At 41.6% G+C, this 17,966-nt stretch carries 15 protein-coding genes and 2 pseudogenes; 11 read left to right on the top strand and 6 right to left on the bottom strand.

What is annotated here, in order from left to right:
- Window positions 1-5: 5 nt before the first annotated feature.
- Complete coding sequence (locus AC4J95_RS02835) at window positions 6-344, top strand: hypothetical protein (protein WP_494548528.1); 339 nt, start codon at window positions 6-8, stop codon at window positions 342-344.
- Window positions 345-359: 15 nt separating this feature from the next.
- Window positions 360-683: a hypothetical protein gene (locus AC4J95_RS02830; protein WP_494548527.1), complete on the top strand. Its 324-nt coding sequence runs from the start codon at window positions 360-362 to the stop codon at window positions 681-683.
- Window positions 684-855: 172 nt separating this feature from the next.
- On the opposite strand, the pseudogene AC4J95_RS02825 reads toward AC4J95_RS02830, so the two are convergent.
- Window positions 856-2,108 (bottom strand): annotated as a pseudogene (locus AC4J95_RS02825) (IS256 family transposase).
- A gap of 235 nt (window positions 2,109-2,343) precedes the next feature.
- Window positions 2,344-2,610 (bottom strand): annotated as a pseudogene (tnpA, locus tag AC4J95_RS02820) (IS200/IS605 family transposase); the annotation flags it as partial.
- Window positions 2,611-3,052: 442 nt separating this feature from the next.
- Here tnpA and AC4J95_RS02815 point away from each other — a divergent pair.
- Genes AC4J95_RS02815 through asnS form a run of 4 tightly spaced genes read left to right on the top strand, consistent with a single transcriptional unit; the run spans window position 3,053 to window position 8,917 of the window.
- On the top strand, window positions 3,053-5,806 hold the full coding sequence (locus AC4J95_RS02815; RefSeq protein ID WP_494548526.1) for a helicase C-terminal domain-containing protein: 2,754 nt from the start codon (window positions 3,053-3,055) through the stop codon (window positions 5,804-5,806).
- Window positions 5,807-5,860: 54 nt separating this feature from the next.
- Complete coding sequence (locus AC4J95_RS02810) at window positions 5,861-6,364, top strand: cell wall elongation regulator TseB-like domain-containing protein (protein WP_494548525.1); 504 nt, start codon at window positions 5,861-5,863, stop codon at window positions 6,362-6,364.
- Between the two features lie 27 nt (window positions 6,365-6,391).
- The gene (locus AC4J95_RS02805; protein WP_494548524.1) at window positions 6,392-7,579 is read left to right on the top strand and encodes a pyridoxal phosphate-dependent aminotransferase; all 1,188 of its coding nucleotides are present in this window, start codon (window positions 6,392-6,394) and stop codon (window positions 7,577-7,579) included.
- Between the two features lie 39 nt (window positions 7,580-7,618).
- A complete protein-coding gene (asnS, locus tag AC4J95_RS02800; protein ID WP_316401052.1) occupies window positions 7,619-8,917 on the top strand; it encodes an asparagine--tRNA ligase in 1,299 nt (432 codons plus the stop codon).
- A 42-nt stretch (window positions 8,918-8,959) separates the two neighbouring features.
- On the opposite strand, the gene AC4J95_RS02795 is transcribed toward asnS, so the two are convergent.
- The 4 genes from AC4J95_RS02795 to AC4J95_RS02780 form a co-directional block, all read right to left on the bottom strand.
- Entirely contained in the window at window positions 8,960-9,160 is a 201-nt protein-coding gene (locus tag AC4J95_RS02795; protein WP_494548523.1) for a hypothetical protein, read from the bottom strand.
- A 16-nt stretch (window positions 9,161-9,176) separates the two neighbouring features.
- Window positions 9,177-9,377 (bottom strand): hypothetical protein, encoded by a 201-nt coding sequence (locus tag AC4J95_RS02790; RefSeq protein ID WP_494548522.1) that lies wholly within the window; start codon window positions 9,375-9,377, stop codon window positions 9,177-9,179.
- A gap of 30 nt (window positions 9,378-9,407) precedes the next feature.
- Window positions 9,408-9,659, bottom strand: a complete 252-nt coding sequence (locus AC4J95_RS02785; RefSeq protein ID WP_494548521.1) for a hypothetical protein — start codon at window positions 9,657-9,659, stop codon at window positions 9,408-9,410.
- A 74-nt stretch (window positions 9,660-9,733) separates the two neighbouring features.
- On the bottom strand, window positions 9,734-10,372 hold the full coding sequence (locus AC4J95_RS02780; RefSeq protein WP_494548520.1) for a TetR/AcrR family transcriptional regulator: 639 nt from the start codon (window positions 10,370-10,372) through the stop codon (window positions 9,734-9,736).
- Window positions 10,373-10,620: 248 nt separating this feature from the next.
- Here AC4J95_RS02780 and AC4J95_RS02775 point away from each other — a divergent pair, with 248 nt between their 5' ends.
- From AC4J95_RS02775 to AC4J95_RS02755, 5 genes are all read left to right on the top strand, one after another.
- On the top strand, window positions 10,621-12,678 hold the full coding sequence (locus AC4J95_RS02775) for a heavy metal translocating P-type ATPase (protein WP_494548519.1): 2,058 nt from the start codon (window positions 10,621-10,623) through the stop codon (window positions 12,676-12,678).
- A gap of 206 nt (window positions 12,679-12,884) precedes the next feature.
- Window positions 12,885-13,325: a CopY/TcrY family copper transport repressor gene (locus AC4J95_RS02770; protein WP_494548518.1), complete on the top strand. Its 441-nt coding sequence runs from the start codon at window positions 12,885-12,887 to the stop codon at window positions 13,323-13,325.
- Window positions 13,326-13,355: 30 nt separating this feature from the next.
- Window positions 13,356-13,565 (top strand): copper chaperone CopZ, encoded by a 210-nt coding sequence (gene copZ, locus AC4J95_RS02765; RefSeq protein WP_494548517.1) that lies wholly within the window; start codon window positions 13,356-13,358, stop codon window positions 13,563-13,565.
- Entirely contained in the window at window positions 13,566-15,740 is a 2,175-nt protein-coding gene (locus tag AC4J95_RS02760) for a heavy metal translocating P-type ATPase (protein WP_494548516.1), read from the top strand.
- A 100-nt stretch (window positions 15,741-15,840) separates the two neighbouring features.
- Window positions 15,841-17,952, top strand: a complete 2,112-nt coding sequence (locus AC4J95_RS02755; protein ID WP_494548515.1) for a heavy metal translocating P-type ATPase — start codon at window positions 15,841-15,843, stop codon at window positions 17,950-17,952.
- The last annotated feature ends 14 nt before the right edge of the window (window positions 17,953-17,966 follow it).

The raw sequence follows: 17,966 nt of genomic DNA, 5'->3' as shown, positions 1-17,966 counted from the left end.
AAATAATGAGTAAAAAGGTTGTTTGGATCTGGTCATTATGTGGAGATTTTTCAACAGCAGGTGCAAATTTTGCCACTTCGCTTATTTATAGACCCAATAAGTTTCAAAAAGGGTTGAAAGAGTTTCTAGCGCCTGACTGGGAAGTGACGTTCGTCAATGAGTATCTTTCAATTGACGTCAGACCCAGAGCAGATGTAATAGTTACTCGTGATGTGGTCAGTAGGTATTTAGAAAAAGAAAAATACAATAATCTAGTAGTCATTCCCGAGATGGATATTATGGAACAAAACTATACAGCGATTAAGTTAAAAATTGTACAACAAATTTCCAAGTATTCCAATTAAAAGGAGGAAATCAAAATGAGTAAAAAAGCAGTTTGGATCTGGTCGACAAATGCAAATCAGGGGTTAAGGGGAGGTTCCACTACATTTAGTTTCATAGTTAGACCTTACAAGTTTCAAAGAGAGCTTCGAGAAGCATTAGCACCCGAGTGGGAAGTTGAATTTATCAGCGCGGATGTTTTAGATGATCAAGCACCAGCAGCAGATGTCACTTTGTGTGGGTATGCAATCGTAGCGTACCTTGATAAGGAAAAATACCATAATCTTGTAGTGATACCTGAGCTGGATTTAATGCAATACAATTACGCAGCAATCAAGGAAAGACTAGCAGAATGTCTTTAAGAAACAGCCTCTCAGCAACGAGGCTATGACATAAGTCTCTAAAATCAAAGGGTTTGTCAACTAAACTGTGGAAGTTAAATAGTTAAGAGTTTTTAACAACCATAATTCTCTTGGCTATTTTTAAAATCAGCTAAATTTTGATGGGACACATAGTTGAATAAACCTACCGTTGTTACGGAAGGTAAATCGCATACTTTTCAATTCTAGAGGAGAAGGACTCATTGACCATTAACTGATTAAGCACCATAGCCCAGTTCTGGATTCGACCTCCCGCCCATTTCGTGTGTAATTCTTTCGTACGTAAATAAAGTAATTTTAGGAGTGCATTCTCATTAGAGAACGCTCCTTTTTTGGTGACTTTTCTGAAGCTGGAATGAACACTTTCAACCGCATTGGTAGTGTACATGATTTTTCGAATGGCACTACCATAATCAAAGAGTTGTTCAACATGTGCAAAGTTCCGTTTCCAGACATCTACAGCACCAGAATAGAATAATGAGACCACCGATTTTGAAAACTGTCAAAAGCAGCGTGTGCAGCGTTTAGAGAAGAAGCCCCGTAGAACTTTTTCATATCTCGGCAGACTTCTTTATAGTCCTTACTTGGAATATAGCGCAATGCATTTCGAACAAGATGAACAATACAGCGTTGAACAATTACCGATGGAAAGATCGCCTTTGCGCCTTCTTCAAGACCAGAAACTCCGTCCATCGAAATGAAAAAAACATCTTCGACACCACGTGCTTTCAGTTCATCAAATACTTGCATCCAGCGATTTTTAGATTCTGTTTGATTTAGCCATAGTCCTAAGATTTCCTTGTTTCCTTTAAGATCATAGCCAAGAATGGTGTATACAGCATATTCTTTGGCTTCATAATTTTCTCGTAAAGTAACATACATACAATCAACGAATAGAAACGCATAGCACTTGGTCAATGGACGGGCTTGCCATTCTTCCAATTCAGGAAGAACAGCGTCAGTGATGTCTGAAATCATTTCATGAGAAATATCAAAGCCATAAATATCTTCGATGGTTGCGGCGATATCTCGTTGACTCATTCCTCGTGCATACATGGAAAGAACCTTCCCTTCGATGTCAGAGACATCTCGTTTTCGCTTAGGAATCAACTCAGGTTCAAAAGAAGCCTCCCGGTCTCTGGGAACATCAATGTTTACCTCACCAAAGCTCGTTTTAAGCGTTTTATTCCCATAACCATTTCGTCGATTGTCATGTTTCTTTGGCTCTTTAGAATGGGCGTCATACCCTAAATGGTTATTCAATTCTCCTTGAAGCATTTTTTCAAATAAGGGACCAAACACGTCTTTTAAAGCATCTTGCATATCCTCTACAGATTCGGGTCGATACGTATTCAAAATGGATTCAGCTAACTTCTCAGCATCAGGATTTCTTTTCTTTCTAGCCATCGTGTACTCACCTCTTGATCTTATTTTAGAAAAAGAAAAACCGCGAAGCAACCACCTGCCTAGGATTGATGGTTACTTACACGGTTCATATTACACTCTCAAATCAAAACCACCCGTTCGCACGGGTGGTTTGCTCTGCGGCTGAAAGCCTCTATTACCGACCATCGCCAAAAGGCTTATTGAAAGATTTCCCTCTTGCCCCACTTTTACTCGCTGATTCTAAAAGAATCCCTTTCTACTTCTTCTTGTTTTTCTTTCCTGTGAACGGATCATATTCTTCAAATAATGTGAGTTGGTCTGCTACATGATCTTCTTGTATTTGATTACGAATATATTCTGCTATTTGTTCCTTGTTTTTTCCTACCGTATCCACGAAATATCCTTTACACCAAAATATTCGGTTTCCATAGCGATATTTCAACTCTGCATGTCGATCAAAAATCATTAAACTGTTTTTTCCTTTCAGGTAGCCAATGAATTGTGCCACACTCATTTTGGGAGGTCTTTTTAATACCTCGCTGAAAGCTCTCTGGAACCACTCGCACTGCAAGTGGTTTTCAAAACATAAAGAAAGTTGGCTCCATGAAATGATTCACTGATTTCATGGAGCCAACTTCTTGTAGTCAATGACATTGACTTATGTCACAGAATCCATGATTTATGAATTTAGCTTTTTTGCGGCTCTGCTTGACTATGATTTTCGAGAATACTTTGCGAGATAACCAATTGTTGAAATGTTTCTTCCATTTAGTAATGGGAGAAGACAGTGAGTTCAATTGCGATTGGAATCGTTTAAAACAAAGAACTTCCTTGTAGAAAGTGGTACTATTCAGATATAATGCGTGAGGAAGGTTTTGATTTCCTTTGCCTTTAATGGATAAGGATATACGACCTCATGAAAGATAGATTCATTTATTTATTCATCTTAGGAAGGAGGGGTGTGTGTGAAGAAAAATTATGCAGTCGTTGATATTGAAACGACTGGAACGGATCCTAAAATGGATCGGATCATTCAATTTGGCTGTGTGCTGATCGAAGAAGGCAAAATCGTGACGCATTTTTCGACAGATATTAATCCAGATCAAACGATTCCAGCACAGATCCAGACGCTGACCGGTATCACCAATCACCGAATTCGAAAAGCCCCTTATTTTGAAGATGTGGCACAAACAATTACGAATTTGTTGGAGGATACGATCTTCGTAGCCCATAATATTCATTTTGACTATCCCTTTTTAAGCAATGAATTGGAACGCTGCGGGATGCCGCCACTGACCATTCCCGGTATTGATACAGTAGAGCTGGCACAGGTGTTTATGCCCACATCTTTGAGTTTTCGTTTAAAGGATTTGGCAGAGGAGCTGCATTTGGTGCATGAGAACCCGCATCAAGCGGATAGCGATGCGGATGTGACGGCTCAACTTTTAATTCATCTAGAAGCGAAGATAAAAGAGCTGCCGATCATTACGCTGGAAAAAATTATTGATACAGCTAATCAAATGGCTTTTCAAACAAAAAATTTCTTAGAAGACTGCCTGAAAGAAATGCAAGCAGAGCCTAAGCCGTTATCAAAAGAGCTGGCGATTATTCACGGGTTGGCTTTACGCAAGAAAAATGTTCCACTCTTTTCTGAAAGCTACTTTGGGACAAAGGCGTATCCTCGTTCACGAAAAGCAAAGGAAAAAGTGTACCAAGGAGAACTCGATTTTCGAAAAGAACAGGCCCGCTTGATGAATCTGGTGTACGATTTTTTCAATAAGAAGGATGACAAAAATGTTTTAGTAGAGGCGGCGACTGGGATCGGCAAGACACTAGGTTATCTATTGCCGATGAGCTTTTTAGCAACACCGGAAAAACCGATCGTTGTCAGTACTGTTTCGTTGCTACTGCAGGAACAAATTCTGAATCACGATTTGCCGCTGATTAATCGGTTGTTAGATCAGCCGTTGCAGGCGGTGGTGATGAAAAGCAGCCGTCACTATATCGATTTGGAGCGCTTCTATCAAAGCTTCGAAAAGAAATCGGAGCAAAAGCAATACACCTTTTATCAGATGGCGTTGCTTGTTTGGTTAACACAGACGGAGACAGGCGACTTTGACGAGTTGAATATGACGAGCTTGAAGCATCCATTCTGGCAAGAAGTTTGTCATTTAGGAACGCATACGCTGAATGCCAATAGTCCTTTTTATTCTGCCGACTTTATTCGTCACCGTCAGGAAAAGCTGGCGCAAAGCAATTTGATTGTAACGAATCATGCCTACTTAGCTCAGGAAGATCAACGAAAAGTTCCACAACTACCTAAGAGTCCCTATTTGATCATTGATGAAGCTCATCATTTGAATCGTGTACTGGAAAAAATCACGACGCAACAGTTTAACCTTTTGGCGATTCAACGTACTTTTAATCATTTGCTGGAGAATAAAAAATTTTCTGTCTGGCAGACACTCGTTCAAAAGGATCAGCAAACTCAGCATACACTGGAGATTTTCCAAGATGTGTTGCAGGAACTGAATGAAGATTTAACGGATTTTTACCAAATTTTCAAAGACGAGTATCCGACTGAGGATGAGCGCTTGATCACTAAGGATATGATTGATCAATTATCTTTAGCTGGCGAACAGGTATTGCAGCGAATTGGACGACTCTATCAAGATGCCTTAACGCTTGGGGATCAGCTGCAAAGATATTTCATGACCTATAAAGAAACATTTGGTATCAAGGAACAGGCTGAATGGAGCGATCTTCAATCATTGCTAGATCGCTTAGCTCAACAACAAATGGCTTTTGAAACCTTTAGTGAAAAATGGGATGCCCGCTATATTCATTGGTTCAATGCGAAACGTAAGACTTTTCAGGTGCAGGATCTAGAAGCGTCGCTGATCAGTCAGACAAAGTGGTATGACCGTTATCAGCAGATTCTTTATTTAGGCGGAACCCTGAAGATCGGCAATGACCGTCATTATTTTGCCAAACGTTGGGGGATTCCAGAAGCATCATTAAAGATTATCAGTAGTCCTTATGACTATGCGGAGCAGGCTCGTTTATACTTGCCAACGAACAGTATCAGTATTCAGGCGACTTCACCTGATCAATATGCGAATTATGTCGCAGGTGTGGTTCATAAAATTGCAGAAAACCAGAAACGTCCGATCTTAGTGTTGTTCACCTCCCATGATATTCTGAATCGGGTTTATCAGCGTGTTCGGGTACCTTTATTAAATGAGGGAAGAGAAGTCTTGGCTCAGGGGATAGGCGGCAGTCGGGAAAAACTGCTGAAGCGATTCTTACTTTCAAAGGATGCGCTCTTGTTTGGCGCCGACAGCTTTTGGGAAGGCATTGATTTACCAGGAGAGATTCTGCAGATTTTGATCGTGACCCGATTGCCGTTTGAGAATCCGCAACGATTGCAGGTGAAGGCTCGTAATGACTTTTTAGCCTCAGAAGGGATCAATCCCTTTTTCCAAGAGGCTGTTCCTCATGCAGCACTGCGATTGCGCCAAGCGTTAGGTCGCCTAATTCGCTCTGAGAAGGATAAAGGAGTCATGCTGCTGCTAGATCAGCGATTTATCACTGCGGGTTATGGTGAAAAGCTGCGAAAGGCACTGCCAAAAGAATTACCCATCAAAGAATTGCCGTTACCAGAAATTATTACGGAGATGGATCAATTTTTAAATTCTGACAAAAGTACAGAGAATTAATGAGGGGACGGCTTTCTTTTGGTATAATGTAGCTTGTCTGAGAGGAGTATGATTTTGGATACGAATAGTGCAGGACAACGGAAGCTTAATCGTTGGCTGTTGGGAATCGTGACTTTTTTACTAATCATCATCGTGGCGGCGACCATGATTTTTATTCGTTCAAATCGTCCGATGCAGCAAGCCAAAAGAGAAGCGATTCAAATGGCAGAAAAATATGCCGACTTAAAAACAGCGGATCAATTCTATTGGTTTAATCGGGACAAAACCTATTTTACCGTCACCGGTGAAAACAACGCTGGTGAAGCGATCATTGTGATCGTGCCAAATTCGGGAGAAAAGGTTCGCGTCCTTAATCAAAAAGATGGTCTGACAGAACAACAAGTGGAAAAACGCTTTGAGAGTGAGAACCCAGAGTTGATTTTTGAAAAAGCAAATCTCGGAATCTATCGGGATAAAACAGCTTGGGAGATCACCGCAAAAGACAATCAAGGCGCGATTTATTATTACTTGCTGGTATTCAATGACGGCAAGGAGATCAAAGTCATCAAAGGAATCTAAAAAATCTTGGTAGGGGAGTTATCAGTTATGAAATTATCACAGCGTGTAACAAACTTAGAACCGTCCGTCACTTTAGCAGCCACAGCCAAAGCCAAAGAGTTGAAAGTCCAAGGATTAGATGTCATCAGTTTAACTGTCGGTGAACCGGATTTTAGTACACCTAAAAACATCGAACTAGCCGCGATTGAAGGAATTAAAAGCGGTAAATCCAGCTTCTATACTGCTGCTGGTGGAACACCGGAAATGAAGTCAGCGATTATTGAGGTGACTAAAAAAAATTATGGTCAGATTGTGGAGCCTCAAAATATCATCGTAACTAGTGGCGCGAAGTTTGCGTTGTATGCATTATTCCAAACTATTTTGGACGAGGGAGATGAAGTAATCATTCCGGTTCCTTATTGGGTAAGCTATGCTGAGCAGGTCAAATTGGCGCAAGGGAAGCCGGTTTTTGTGACTAGTGAGCAAGAGGATAGTTTTAAGATCACGGTTGATCAGCTTGACGAGGTTCGAACAGAGAGTACGAAAGCAATCATTATTAGTTCTCCATCTAATCCTACGGGGACGATTTATACAGAAGAAGAATTGCGTGAGATCGGCGAGTGGGCCGTTCGTCATGAAGTATTGATTGTCTCAGATGATATTTATGATCATCTTGTTTATAATGGGAACGAAGTGACGCATCTCGCTTCTTTATCTGACGAGATTTTCCAGAATACAGTGATCATCAACGGGGTATCAAAAACCTATTCCATGACTGGTTGGCGAATTGGTTATGCGATTGGGAATCCTGAGATCATTCGCGGGATGACTTCGATAGCCTCACAATCAACTAGTAATCCGACATCCGTTAGTCAGATTGCAGCGATTGAGGCTTTGACCGGAGAACAAGAGATGGCGGAAAAAATGCGTCAAGCTTTCGAAGAACGCTTGAACAACATTTATCCTAAAGTCGCTGCTTTGCCGGGAGTCAAGTTGAAAAAACCTCAAGGTGCGTTCTACCTGTTTCCTAATATCAAAGGTGCAATGGAAATGGGCGGCTATGATAATGTAACGACTTGGGTCAATGATTTGTTGGAACAAGAGCATGTTGCTTTGGTCACAGGTGAAGGTTTTGGTTCATCAGATTGCGTGCGGATGAGCTATTCAGCCAGCATGGAAGACTTAGAAGAAGCGGTTGTGCGGATTCGTCGCTTTATTGAAAACAGTAAAAAGTAAAATCATCAATTCGGGATAAATAAGTTAGGAGAGACATTTGTGGAACAAATTCAAATCATCGATGCCAAAAATCATGTTGGCGAAACAGTAAAAATCGGCGCCTGGGTCGCTAATAAGCGCTCAAGCGGAAAAATCTCATTTTTACAATTACGCGATGGAACGGCTTATTTTCAAGCAGTCGTAGTCAAAAGTGAAGTATCAGAAGAGGTCTTTCATTTAGCCAAAGAATTGACGCAAGAAACTTCGATCATCGTTACAGGTGAAATTCGTGAGGATACACGTTCAAAATTTGGCTATGAATTAGGCGTGAAAGAGATTGAAGTAATTGGTGAGAGTCATGATTACCCAATCACACCAAAAGAACACGGTGTTGATTTCCTAATGGACCACCGTCATCTATGGTTACGTTCATCACAACAGCATGCAATCATGCTGATTCGTAACGAAGTGATCCGAGCAACGTATGAATTCTTCAATAATAATGGCTTTGTAAAAGTTGATCCACCGATTCTAACAGGTTCAGCTCCCGAAGGTACAAGCGATTTATTTGAAACAAACTATTTTGATCATAAAGCGTATTTATCTCAAAGTGGACAATTATACATGGAAGCAGCTGCTATGGCATTGGGCAAAGTATTCTCATTTGGTCCAACCTTCCGGGCAGAAAAATCAAAGACTCGTCGTCATTTGATCGAGTTTTGGATGATCGAACCAGAAATGGCTTTCATGCACCAAGAGGATAGCTTAGAAGTTCAAGAACAATACGTAGCTTACTTGGTTCAAAACGTTCTGGATAATTGTGATTATGCGTTAGATGTTTTAGGTCGTGATAAAGAAATTTTGAAGAACTACACGAAACTTCCTTATCCACGTATTTCTTATGATGATGCAGTGGAATTATTGAAGAAGAATGGCTTTGACGATATCGAATGGGGCGATGATTTTGGTTCGCCTCACGAAACCTTTATCGCTAATTCATTTGATCGCCCAGTCTTCATTTTAAACTATCCAAAAGCGATCAAACCTTTCTATATGAAACCACATCCAACCCGCGATGATGTTGTCATCTGTGCTGATTTAATTGCACCAGAAGGCTATGGTGAAATTATCGGCGGTTCTGAACGTGCGACGGATTATGATTTCTTATTAGAACAAATTCGTGAACATAACCTTAGTGAAGAAGAATACTCATGGTATTTGGATTTACGCAGATATGGTACCGTTCCGCACTCAGGCTTCGGTTTAGGGCTTGAACGGACAATCACTTTTATCGCTGGAATTGATCATGTGCGTGAGGCGATTCCATTCCCACGTTTGTTAAACCGTATTTATCCTTAATAGTAATAGAGTAAAAGCGTCGAGGCTGGCCTCGACGCTTTTTTAAAACCCAATTTTTTCAATTAAAGAGGCTTTCTCGTCATTTTCATGTTGAAAATAAAGCTCCTCATTCTCTTGATCGTTTTCTTTCAGGTTTGAAGTCACCACTGTTTTGACTTCTTCTTTGTCGATATTCTTTTCAACAATCTGAGAAGTAGCTCCTAGAGTGATAAGAGTCAATGCGATAATCGTAATTTTTTTCATTTTAAGTTCCTCCTAATTAAAAGCCGATTTTTTCAGCAAGTGTGTTTTCAGTATCGTCGTCGTGTCCAAAATCAATGTCGCTATCTTTTTCGTCGTGTTCTTTGTGGTTGGTAGTTACAACTGTTTTAACTTCTTCTTTGTCGATGTTCTTTTCAACGATCTGAGAAGTAGCTCCTAGGGTGATAAGAGTCAATGCGATAATCGTAATTTTTTTCATTTTAGTTTTCTCCTTTTTTTTAGGTTTGGTTTAGTTGAAAAATTTACCTTTGACTTCGTTTTTTACTAAATCAAAGAAGTGGGTCATTACTTTTGAACAGGTTTCTGAAGATATCAATGTTTCATTAGTAATAGAATCAACGATCGCGGCTAAATGTTTTCTTGAGTAACGAGTAATGTTCTCAGTGCAATAGTTTTCATAGCTGTTTAAGATACTTTCGATTGTTTGAATGGATTCGTTTGTTTGTCCTGCTAAAGTTTTGATTGTTTGTGTGTTGTTCATAATGGTTTCCTCTTTTTTTGACCGACTGTCGGTCATTTTTGATTTAATAGTTAAACTCAACAGAATTTGCTGAGCTATGAAAGAAAGATTTTTTGTAATTGTGTGACTGTTTGTTCATAGGGATGGACATTTGGATTAATATCTAGGACTTTATAAACCAAATCAGTTGCAGCGATGACCCGGCTTTGAATTGTCTCTGGTGAAAGCTTTTCGATATTGTCAAACATTGTTTGAATTCCTGCAATCAGAAATTGGATGCTTTCTAATGGATGCTCTGTTCTGAATTCTTCCTGTTGTCTGCCGACTTCGATGATCTCTGCTAAGACTGGACAGACTTGATTGATTGTTTCTTCCAGAGCCCGCTGTTTCATTAAAGCATTTTCCGGCATCTGGAACTTGTCGACGATTTCTTCTTTCCGTGTGTCTTCTTGATTGTTTTGCGAAAGGAAGGTTATCAGTTTTTCTAATGCTGTGTCGTTTGATTGTTGAATTTCTTTGGCTCGTAAAATTTCTTGATCGATGATTTGTCCGATAACAGCTTCTAAAACTTCTTCTTTCGAAACGAAGTAGTGGTAGAAGGTTCCCTTGGCAATCCCAATTCGTTTCAAGATATCATTAACAGTTGTTTTATTGAATCCTTTGGTTAAGAAGAATTCTTCTGCTGTGGTGATGATTTCATTTCTGCGTTCATCATGCTCTTTTACGATTCGCATTTCTTCTCTCCTTTCTCTGAACCGACTGTCGGTCGTTGTTTGTATCTTTATAATACCGACCCGCGGTCTAGTTGTCAATACTTTTTCGAATAAAATTTTTTATTTTTCTAAAAAGCTTATTACAGCGGGCTTTTTAAAGAGATATTTTTTTGAAAAAGCTTTCTTTATTGCCTTGACATATGATTGTTTATTCATATATAATAAACATGAGGGAACATTCATATGTAATAAAGAGAGAAGGGTATCTCATGGAAAAAGTATATCGGTTAGATGGGTTGGATTGCGCAAATTGCGCGGCAAAGATTGAGCGGTCCGTCCAGCAAATTAAGGGAGTAGAGCAGGCTCAAGTCGATTTTATGAGCACGAAGCTGACGATTGTGGCGCCTGAAAAGGACATCGAACGGATCAGCGACGAGGCGAAAGAGATCGTATATAAGCTAGAGCCAGATGTTGAAGTCAACAGTGTGCAGACTGAAAAGGCGGAAGAAGATTCTAAGGGAAAGATTATTCAGATTCTTGTCGCAATCATTGCTTTAGGTTTACTAGCGATCTTTACTCCGGCAATGCCATGGAAGCTGATCGCCTACTTGATTTTGTATTTTTGGATCGGCTACGATGTATTGAAGACAGCTATTACAAATATTTTCCATGGTGAGATCTTCGATGAGAATTTTTTGATGGCGATCGCGACTGTTGGAGCCATTGCGATTGGTGAATATCCGGAAGCGGTAGCGGTCATGCTGTTTTATCAAGTGGGAGAATTCTTCCAGGATTATGCTGTGGCGAAATCAAGAAAATCAATCAGCTCCCTATTAGCGATCCGACCAGATTCAGCGAACTTGATTCAAGATGGTGAAGTAAAAAAGGTCGCTCCTGAGACAATTAAGGTCGGCGATCGTATTTTAATCAAACCCGGTGAGAAGGTTCCATTGGATGGTATCGTTAAGGATGGAAACTCGATGCTGGATACTTCCGCATTGACTGGGGAGTCTGTTCCCCGCAGTATTCATCCTGATGAACAAATTCTTAGCGGCTTCATCAATCAAAGTGGACAGCTGACTGTAGAAGTCACTACGACCTTTGGTGAATCGACCGTCAGCAAAATTTTAGACTTAGTTGAAAATGCCAGCAGCAAAAAAGCGCCGGCTGAAAACTTTATTACCAGCTTTGCCCGCTACTATACACCTATTGTTGTCGGGTTAGCAGCTTTGTTGGCAATTGTTCCACCGCTTGTTACTGGTGAACCTTTCTATGATTGGGTCTATCGTGCATTGACCTTCTTAGTCATTTCTTGCCCGTGTGCATTGGTCATTTCTGTTCCATTGAGCTTCTTTGGCGGGATCGGCGGCGCAAGTAAAGCCGGGGTCTTGATTAAAGGCAGCAACTATATCGAAACATTAGCCAATGTTGAAACGCTCGTCTTCGATAAAACAGGAACGTTGACGAAGGGTGTTTTTAAAGTTCAGACGGTTGACACAACGATTAATAAGGAAGATTTCTTACGCTATGTTGCCAGCGCGGAACAAAGCTCGAGTCATCCAATTGCCCAATCAATCGTAAACTATGTCGATCAGCCACTAGCTTCAGTCAGTCAATTAGAAGAAATTGCTGGTTTTGGAATTTCGGTCGAGATTGAAGGGCATCGATTCTTAGTCGGAAATGAAAAGCTGTTAGCTAAATATGAGATTCCATTCCAAACGGTTAATGAAATCGGGACGATCGTCTATGTTGCTATGGATGGCGAGTTAGTCGGTCAGTTAGTGATTGCTGATGAATTGAAAGACCATGTTTCTGAGGCTTTGTCCGAAGTAAAAAAACTTGGTGTGAAACGGACTGTCATGCTAACTGGAGACAATCGCGGAATTGCTGACGCGATTGGCAAGAAGATTGGCATTGATCAGGTATACAGTGAATTGCTGCCAGAGGATAAAGTTACTCACTTAGAAGATGAATTAAAACGAGAAACGAAAACAGCCTTTGCCGGTGATGGCATGAACGACGCTCCTGTATTGGCTCGGGCTGACATTGGAATTGCTATGGGTGGGCTTGGTTCAGATGCGGCGATCGAAGCAGCGGATGTCGTCATCATGGATGACGAACCTGCCAAAATCCCCGTAGCCATCCGCATTGCGCGGAAAACCATGGGCATTGTGAAGCAAAATATCGTGTTTGCTATTGGTGTAAAAGTATTAGTGTTGATTTTAGGTGCACTTGGATTTGCGACAATGTATGCAGCTGTTTTTGCTGATGTCGGCGTGACAGTGATCGCTGTCTTGAACGCGATGCGGTGTTTGAGAATTAAATAGTTTTTTCTTACCGTCTTCATTTTGAGGACGGTATTTTTTTTGCAGTATTTAGAGTAAGATCATATGATGCTTGTCAGGATAATGAACAAGTTCCTCCTTTAGACTGAAATAGTTTGAAAAATTTTATCTTTTTAGTTGACGAATGACGATTACAAATGTAAACTAAAATATGTAGATTACATTTGTAAACGAAAGAGGTGAGAAGGATGGCTATGACGATTATGCCAATTAAAATCAGTGATTCGGAATGGGAAGTCATGCGGGTGATTTGGACACAGGAAGCAACTACCGCACAAGAAATTATTGATATTTTAGGGCAAACGATGGAGTGGAAGCCGGCGACGATCAAAACGTTACTGGGTCGCTTGGTGAAAAAGGAAGCAGTTCGGACGGAGCAATCGGGGAAAAAATATATTTACTATCCGGCAATTAGCGAAGGCGAAACAGTCAAGAGTGCGACGGAAAATTTATTTTCTCATATTTGTGCAAAACGGATCGGTGAAACAATCGCTGAGTTAGTCGCGGAGGCTGAACTGACTGACGCAGATGTTGACTTGATCAAGGAGCAATTAATCAATAAGCAGACAGTAGCATCAATCGAATGTAATTGTATTCCTGGACAATGTGAATGCAATCATCATAAATAAAAAAATAATTTGACGATGGAGGATTTTAAAATGAAAAAACAATTTGCAATCAACGGAATGAGCTGTAATCACTGTGTGGCAAACGTAGAGAAAGCGATCAATCAATTGGATGGCATCGACAAAGTAAAAATCAATTTGAAGAAAAACCAAGGAACCGTAAAATTTGATGAAGCGCAAGTTTCCGCCGATCAAATCGCGTCAGCAGTGACTGAAGCAGGGTATGAAACTGAGGTGATCTAATTGGCAGACGCAACAGTAGAAACATTTGCCATCACCGGGATGACCTGCGCCAACTGTTCTGCTCGCGTAGAAAAGGAACTGAAGGCAACAGAAGGCGTGCTGGAAGCAAATGTTAATTTAGCGACAGAAAAGGCCACCGTTCAATTCGATGACACCCTGACCGCAGAAAATTTGATCCAGCGGGTCGAGGCCATCGGCTATGGTGCGATCCTCTTTGATGAGGAGCACAAGCAAAAAATTGAACAGGAAAAAGTAGCGCATCTTAAAAAAATGAAGCGTGATCTGATTATGAGTGCTGTTTTAGTAGCACCTCTGATGATCGCCATGATTGCGATGCTGTTAGGCAGTCACGCGGGCTGGGTACATTTCCTGCATTTGCCGCTGGTTCAGCTGATCTTGGTTACGCCAGTCCAATTCGGAGTTGGTCAGCGCTTTTACCGTGGTGCCTATCATGCGTTAAAAACCAAAGCACCGAATATGGATGTTTTAGTAGCGATGGGGACCTCAGCGGCCTTTGCGTTGAGTGTTTATAATGGTTTTTTCAATCCTTATAATTCTGATTTGTATTTTGAAAGCAGTGGCATGATCATTACTTTGATCTTGCTAGGAAAGTATTTAGAACAAAAGGCTAAGACCAAAACTAGTGATGCTATTAAACAATTGATGAGTTTACAGGCTAAGACCGCTACTGTAATGGTGGATGGTGAAGAAAGAGAAGTACCGATTGAAGACGTACAGGTTGGCGATCTTTTACGTGTTCGTCCTGGGGAACAAATTCCGGTAGATGGGAAGATTTTTAGCGGACAAACCACGATTGATGAAAGTATGCTGACGGGGGAAAGTCTGCCAGTGGATAAGCAAGCCGAGGATCAAGTTTTTGGCGGCACGGTCAATACCACCGGCAGTATTCAATTTACCGCTACGCAAGTCGGTAGTATGACGGTTCTCTCCCGAATCATTCGGATGGTGGAGGACGCGCAAGGTGAAAAAGCACCGATCCAACAAATCGCTGACAAGATATCGAAGATTTTTGTCCCGACTGTCTTAGGATTGGCTTTGTTAACATTGATCGCGACGGGTCTGTTGACTGGCGATTGGCAGCAGGCCATCGTTCATAGTGTCTCGGTTCTAGTAATTGCCTGTCCATGTGCGCTAGGTTTAGCAACACCGACCGCTATTATGGTAGGAACTGGTTTAGGTGCGAAGTCAGGGATTTTGATCAAGGGCGGCGGCGCATTGGAAAAAATCGCGCATCTGACAACAGTCGTGTTGGACAAGACGGGGACTATCACAGAGGGCAAACCAGTGGTAGCGGATTTTGAAGCTTTTGATCCGCAGGCTTTGAGCTATCTGACAAGTTTGGAGCAGCATTCAGAGCATCCATTAGCCAAAGCGATTTATCAGTATGGTAAAGATCAGACGGAGATTCTGCCCGTTGAGAATTTTAAAAGCTTAACTGGACAAGGAGTTACCGGCACGATTGCTGGGAAATCCTATTTTGTCGGGTCTAAGCGTGGACTTCGCGAGCGGAAAATTTTATTTCCCGAAGAGCGTGTGTTAGCGTTAGAAGAAGAGGGCAAGACAGTCATGTTTCTGACTGACGAAGTGGAAGTCCTTGCAATGATCTCAGTAACAGATCAAGTCAAGCAATCCTCTAAAGCCGCAATCGCAGCGCTGCATCAACTGGGAATCAATGTGAAAATGCTAACGGGAGATAATCCTCAGACAGCTCATTACATTGGGGAACAGGTTGGTCTGCAGCCATCAGATATCGTTGCCGAAGTGTTGCCGGAGGATAAAGCTCAGGTTGTTAAAGAGCTTCAGACGAAAGGCGAATCTGTTGGCATGGTTGGTGATGGGATCAATGATGCCCCCGCATTAGCATTAGCCGATATCGGGATTGCGATGGGCAGCGGAACGGATATCGCAATGGAAACAGCAGATATCACCTTGATGAACAGTGATTTATTGTCAGTTGAAAAAAGTATTCGTTTATCTAAGTTGACGCTAAGAAAAATCAAACAAAATTTATTCTGGGCGTTTTTATACAACGTGATTGGGATTCCCTTCGCCGCAGTCGGCTTTTTGAATCCAATCATTGCGGGCGGCGCGATGGCCTTTAGTTCGGTCAGTGTGCTGATAAATTCCCTCAGCTTAAATCAGAAAAAATTATAAATGTGCCAATTACTGTTGAAGCTTTAGTAGGAGATATTGGTGCAAGCGGCTTTTCCTTTTTTAAGGGAATGGCTGTGAAATGAATTAGGAGGTAGGCAACATGAAACAAGGAGATCAAATGGATGAATCGATGAACACGGACCATGCTATGCATGACCATCAAAAAATGGATCATTCAATGGGCGGACACGAACATCACGATATGAATCATGGAATGGATGGGCATGAGCATCACGACATGGACCATGGCGGGATGGATCATTCGATGCATATGGGAAATTTCAAACAGAAGTTTTGGCTCTCCCTTGTTTTGTCGATCCCGATCATTGTCCTTTCACCGATGATGGGGATGCAGCTACCTTTCCAATTTACCTTTCCCGGCTCTGAGTGGCTGGTATTAGTTCTGGCGACGGTTCTGTTCATCTATGGTGGACAGCCCTTCCTGAGCGGTGCCAAAATGGAGCTGAAGATGAAGAGTCCGGCCATGATGACCTTGATCGCGATGGGGATTTCAGTAGCGTATATTTATAGCCTTTATTCCTTTATTGCTAACAAGGTCAATCCTCATGAACATGTGATGGATTTCTTCTGGGAATTGGCGACCCTGATCGTGATTATGCTGCTGGGGCATTGGGTGGAAATGAGCGCTGTCTCAAATGCCAGCAATGCTTTGAAGAAGCTGGCGGAATTATTACCGGATGAAGTCAACCAGATTCAAGAAGACGGCTCGACACAAAAAGTCAAATTGCAGGAAATCAAAAGCGGTGATTTACTATTGGTTCGTGCTGGAGATAAAATGCCGACGGATGGACAGATTATCAAAGGGTCGACAATTGTCGATGAGTCGGCAGTGACAGGTGAATCAAAAGGGGTTCAGAAAAATGTCGGTGATTCAGTTATCGGCGGTTCCGTCAATGGTGATGGCACCATCAGAGTGAAGGTCACCGGTACTGGCGAGGATGGTTATTTAGCCAAAGTCATGACAATGGTTCAGCAGGCTCAGCAAGAAAAATCGAGATTGGAATCTATCTCTGATAAGGTAGCGAAGTGGCTCTTTTACATCGCTTTAGCTGCTGGGATATTGACTTTTGTTGCTTGGCTGGTTGTAGCTGATTTACCGCAGGCTCTAGATCGAATGGTGACCGTCTTTGTTATCGCCTGTCCCCATGCTTTGGGGTTGGCCATTCCATTGGTGATTGCTCGCTCGACTTCTCTTGCCGCTAAAAATGGACTGCTGCTGAAAAGTCGTCAGGCTTTGGAACAAGGAAATCAATTGGATTATGTTTTTCTTGATAAAACCGGAACATTGACTGAAGGCAATTTTACCGTGACAGGTGTTGAAGTCTTAACAGATAGTAACAAAGAAGAAGCGCTGAAATATATTGGTGCTTTGGAAGCCCAAACGAATCATCCATTAGCAGTCGGTGTGATGAATTACTTGAAATCTGAAGACATCGAACCCTATCAAGCGCAAGACGTTTCAACCTTAAAGGGTATCGGAGTCAGTGGAACGGTGGAAGGACACCAAGTCATCTTAGCCAATCAAAAGGAAATCGAACGTCGAAAGCTAAGCGTTGATCCGAATAAATTAGCGGATTATCAAGCGCAGGGCAATACGATTTCCTTCCTATTAATAGATGATCAGCTAATCGCTTTCTTTGCGATGGGAGACACCTTAAAGGATCAAGCCAAAGACTTCATCAAGAGCTTGCGTAATGTTGGGATCGAACCAGTGATGCTGACCGGCGATAATCAGGAGGCTGCCAAATCGGTGGCTGAATATCTGGATATCAAAGAGTTTTACAGTGAATTGTTACCGGATGATAAAGAAAAAATCATCAAGCGTTACACTGATGATGGTAAAAAAGTCATGATGGTAGGCGATGGAATCAATGATGCCCCTGCCTTAGCGAGAGCGACCATTGGAATGGCGATAGGAGCTGGGACAGATATCGCGATTGATTCCGCCGATGTTGTTTTGACCAACAGCAATTTGCAGGACATTTTAAAATTTGTCCGTTTAGCTAAAAAAACACACAGTAAAATGATTCAAAATCTTTGGTGGGGAGCGGGGTATAATATCTTAGCGATTCCACTTGCTGCTGGTGTCTTGGCACCAATCGGAATACTGCTAAGTCCCGCTGTTGGTGCGATTTTGATGTCATTAAGTACGATCATCGTGGCGATCAATGCCATGACCTTAAACATCTGAGTATTCAGATGTTT

It is taken from the genome of Enterococcus sp. GPZ-007, assembly GCF_059374735.1.
Note: the sequence above shows the minus strand (reverse complement) of the source record. Positions and strands in the feature narration are given on the sequence as shown.